At 66.9% G+C, this 3,976-nt stretch carries 5 protein-coding genes; 4 read left to right on the forward strand and 1 reads right to left on the reverse strand.

The window, feature by feature from the left end; translation table 11 throughout:
• Nucleotides 1-205: hypothetical protein (locus NBY69_RS21480; RefSeq protein ID WP_250302752.1), on the reverse strand; the 205-nt coding region annotated here is incomplete at its 3' end.
• Nucleotides 206-314: 109 nt separating this feature from the next.
• Here NBY69_RS21480 and NBY69_RS21485 point away from each other — a divergent pair.
• The 4 genes from NBY69_RS21485 (at nt 315) to NBY69_RS21500 (ending at nt 3,942) form a co-directional block, all read left to right on the forward strand.
• A complete protein-coding gene (locus NBY69_RS21485) occupies nt 315-917 on the forward strand; it encodes an AAA family ATPase (protein WP_250302755.1) in 603 nt (200 codons plus the stop codon).
• Nucleotides 914-1,558, forward strand: coding sequence for a guanylate kinase (locus tag NBY69_RS21490; protein WP_250302756.1), 645 nt, complete (start codon nt 914-916; stop codon nt 1,556-1,558). Before NBY69_RS21485 ends, NBY69_RS21490 begins: the two co-directional genes overlap by 4 nt.
• 57 nt (nt 1,559-1,615) lie before the next feature.
• Nucleotides 1,616-3,073, forward strand: a complete 1,458-nt coding sequence (locus NBY69_RS21495) for a hypothetical protein (protein WP_250302758.1) — start codon at nt 1,616-1,618, stop codon at nt 3,071-3,073.
• A gap of 74 nt (nt 3,074-3,147) precedes the next feature.
• Entirely contained in the window at nt 3,148-3,942 is a 795-nt protein-coding gene (locus NBY69_RS21500) for an SDR family NAD(P)-dependent oxidoreductase (RefSeq protein ID WP_250302760.1), read from the forward strand.
• Nucleotides 3,943-3,976: the final 34 nt, after the last annotated feature.

The raw sequence follows: 3,976 nt of genomic DNA on the forward strand, positions 1-3,976 counted from the left end.
GGCGGGTGGCGATGACGCAGGACGGTGCGGGTGCGGAGGAGTTCGGGATGCGGCCGGAGGGCGAGCCGAGGTCCGGTGTGATGATCTCGTTCGGGAGGCAGTTGAAGCGGATGCGGATGCGGGTGGGACTGGACCGAGCTCCCGTCGTGCGCCGCACGGGCGTAGCGGTCGGGCCCTGCCCGTCTGGCTCGGCCGCGTGTGCCACGAGGGTCTCCTTGAAATGATCCAGGCCGCGCCGGAAGTGTGACGGCCATAGTTATCAACCACCCGTAAAGTGGGCCCAGTTGCATCGAGACGCCTCGGGGAGGCAGGCAGTGGCCACTGCGTTAGGCACGAGCACCATCACTCTCGCACTTGTCGCCGGGTATGCCGGCTCGGGCAAGTCCGAGGCCGGCAAACTCCTGGCGGCAGCGACCGGTTGGGCCATGCTCGACAAGGACACCATCAGCCGTCCGATGACCGAGCGACTGCTGACGGCCCTGGGCGGCGATCCGCACGACCGCCACAGCGCCACGTATCTGGAGAACGCCAGGCCCCTGGAGTACGAGTGCCTGATGAAGGCCGTCTGGGAAAACCTTGAGTGCGGCACGTCCGTAGTCGCAGTGGCGCCGTTTCTCGCCGAGAGTGCCGATGCACAGTGGACCTCTCGTGTGGCGCGACGGTGTCGTAGGGTCGGGGCTCGTTTCGAGACGCTTTGGGTGGACAGTGACTTGGAGTCGATGCGGGACCGGCTGATCTCGCGCAACGCCCTACGCGACACATGGAAGTTGACGCACTGGCCCGCGTACACGAACGGCCTCGACATCGCCCTCCGGCCGGTGACATCTCACCACGTGATCGACAACCGAATCAGCGCGTCACGCCCCCTGGCCGAGCAGGTCGAGTCGATCGCCCAGCGGCTGATGGAGGACTCGTGAACGCCGTCGTCCTGTACGGACCGCCGACTGCCGGCAAGGACACCGTGACAGCAGCCCTCCGCTCCGCAGATCAGCGTTTCGAACTGGTCACCAAGCTCAAGCACGGGACGGGCCGGTCGGCCGGATACCGCTTCGTCACCGCTGCGGAACTCGGAGACCTGCGGGCCCAGGGCAGGATCGTTGTGGAGACCCGGCGCTACGGCAACGTGTACGCAGTCGACAACCTCTCCCTCATGGAACTCCAGCGTCGCAGCCGGGTTCCGGTCACCCACATCGGCAATGTCGCGGACATGCGCACGTTGCTGAACCGGACGGCGTCGATCTCCTGGTTACGCGTCCTTCTCTGGGTTCCGAGAAACGAGTGCGAGCAACGATCCCGTGCGCGGGGAGACACCGACACCGCGAAGCGGCTCACCGCCTGGGACGAGACGGCGCGGGATCTGTGTGAGTCCGATGTGCGAGACCTGTTCGACCTCGTGATCCGTACGGACCGGACCGTGCCGACGACCGCCGCCGAGCAGATCGCCTACGCGCTCGGCAGCGCGCCGGACCTCGTGCGCGTGGATGAGTTGTTCACCACGCTCGGACTCGGTCCGGACGGAGAAGCGGCCCGACAGAGCGCGACACCGCGTCACGCGTGAGTACGTCGAGGCGGGCCCATCAGGGTATCTACGGTCACACACAGCGGGGGAACGCCGGTGGGAGTCGTCCGGACGCTAGAGGACTTGGCGCGTATCGGTCGCCAGCGCACCGTGCATGACCGCAGTGTGCATCTGCGTCAGGACGAGGTCGCTGCGGACCTCCTTCTGGACACGGTGTCGGCCGATCGTGTCTCTCTCGACCGTATGGGCATCGATGGCGCGCTGACCGTGCGGTCCTGCCACATCGACGAACTGGTCATCGATCATGTGGAGGCGGACGCACTGATGGTGGTGAACTCCCGCATCGGCCGCCTGACCATTCGCAATGCGTCGATCGGATGCGAGGTCACGGTCATCGACTCCGCCCTGGACTTCCTCGCCCTGCACTCGTGCCCGACCACCCGCCTGGAGCGCCTCCGAGTGGATGGGCTCGTACAGGTCAACGCTCTGCGCGGAACACTCCACATCAGAGACACGCGGGTGTCGTCGCTGACGGTCCGCAGCCAGGCCACTGGCGGTCGCCTCGACCGGCCGAGTGTGATCGTGCGAGGGCTGAAAGCCCGAGAGGACCTCACGTTCGATGACCTCTGGCTGTCCGCGATCGAGCTCAGCGACGTCGAGACGCGCGAACTCACCTTGAGGCGTGTGCGGTTGGACGATCCACTGCAGGTGAGCGAGCTTCGTTGCAGTGAGATCGTACGGGTGAACGGGCTGGTCATCCCTGCCGAGGACAGCACGATCACGAACAGCACCGTCAAAGGCTCTGTGGAAGTTCGCGACCTCGGGCTCTGCGAAAGCTCGGGCGGCGGCAACGGGACCGGCGTGACCGCGCGGCTCGCCCTGCACAACACGACCGTCATGTCCCTCACGTCGGCCTCCGTGGCATCTTCGGTGATCAGCCTGCATGGCTCCTCGGTCACGGGCACCCTGGGACTGCCCTCCGGGAGCTCCCGCTACAGCCTCGACAGTTCCTCCAGCATCGGCGACATGGAGCTGGCCGGTCAGGTCTTCCGCAACGGCGCACAGGTTCTGTCGTTCCTCGAACGCTCCTTCACCGAGGTGACGGCCGTGGCTCTGGAATCCGTGCGGTCGGCGCTGGCCAAGAGGAACCGGAACCGTGAGGTCGACGAGCTCTACTATCTCGCTCGTCAGCGCGAGGCAACGGCCCTGCCGCCTCTGCGGCGGGCCATCGGAAGGGGCTTCCTCGGTGGAGTCCTCGGCTGGGGTGTCCGGGCGCGCAACCCGGCGCGGGTGCTGGGGATCGGAATCCTGCTGACAGGCGTGGCACTCCATCTGGCGGGAGCGGTGCGTGATCCCGGCCGCGGCCTCACCGATGTGTCGGACGCGGGCAGGAGCTTCGTCCTCGCTCTCGCGCTCTGGCTGAACGTCGGCACGGGTATGCCATCGGAGTTCAATACAGCTGGATGGACGGCGCTCGCGGTCCTGTTCACCGTTGCGGGCATGCTGTTCACCACCCTCATCGTGGGCATGGTCATCCGCAAGCTGGTGCGTTGAGCACCCGCGGTCGGACGGGTGGCAGAGTGCCGTCCATGGAACAGCGAGAAGAGACTGAAGCGAACGTGGGGTCAGTGGCGCCTGCTGTCACGTACGGACTGCGTGGCAAGTCGTTCCTGGTGACCGGCGGCAGCCGTGGGCTGGGATACGCGGTCGCGCGCCTCCTCGCCGGCGAGGGGGCGTCTCTTGCTGTCTGCGGCCGCGATCCCGGCACGTTGGAGCGAGTCTCGTCCGAGCTGTATCAGGATTTCGATGCCCAGGTGGTGACGGGATCCGTGGATGTCCTGGCGCCGGGCGAACTGGAGGACTTCACCCGGCGAGCGGGCAGCGAGTTCGGCGGACTCGACGGCCTGGTCGCGAACATCGGAGGCAAGCGGGGCGGCGGCCTCCTGGACTCGACCCGGGAGGACTGGCAGGACACCTGGGAGCTGAACGGTGGCCACGCGGTGCGCAGTGTCCGGGCGGCGCTGGACTTCCTGCGTCCCGGCAGCTCTGTGGTGATGGTGGCTTCCATCTCCGGCTGGAAGCCTCGTTTTCCCGCCCAGTACGGAGCGGCCAAGGCGTCGGAGATCTACCTCGCAGGCGCCTTGTGCCAAGAACTGGCCCCGTACGGTGTGCGCATCAACACGGTCAGCCCTGGTTCCATTCTCCTGCCGGGCAAGAGTTGGGACCGCCTGCGCCGGCGCGACCCGGAAACGTACCAGGCGTATGCGGAACGCAACCCCAGCGGTCGCCTGCTGGCAGCTGAGGAGGTTGCCCGGGTCATTGCCTTCCTCCTCTCGCCGGCGGCCGGAGCTGTGAACGGTGCCCACATCCCTGTCGACGGCGGCCAGCCGCAGGCGGGGCTGGGCACCGTGTCGAGTCGGTAGACCGGCCACCTCCCCTTCAGCTCGTCGGATGGTT

Source organism: Streptomyces sp. A 4/2, from assembly GCF_940670765.1.
GTDB lineage: Bacteria > Actinomycetota > Actinomycetes > Streptomycetales > Streptomycetaceae > Streptomyces.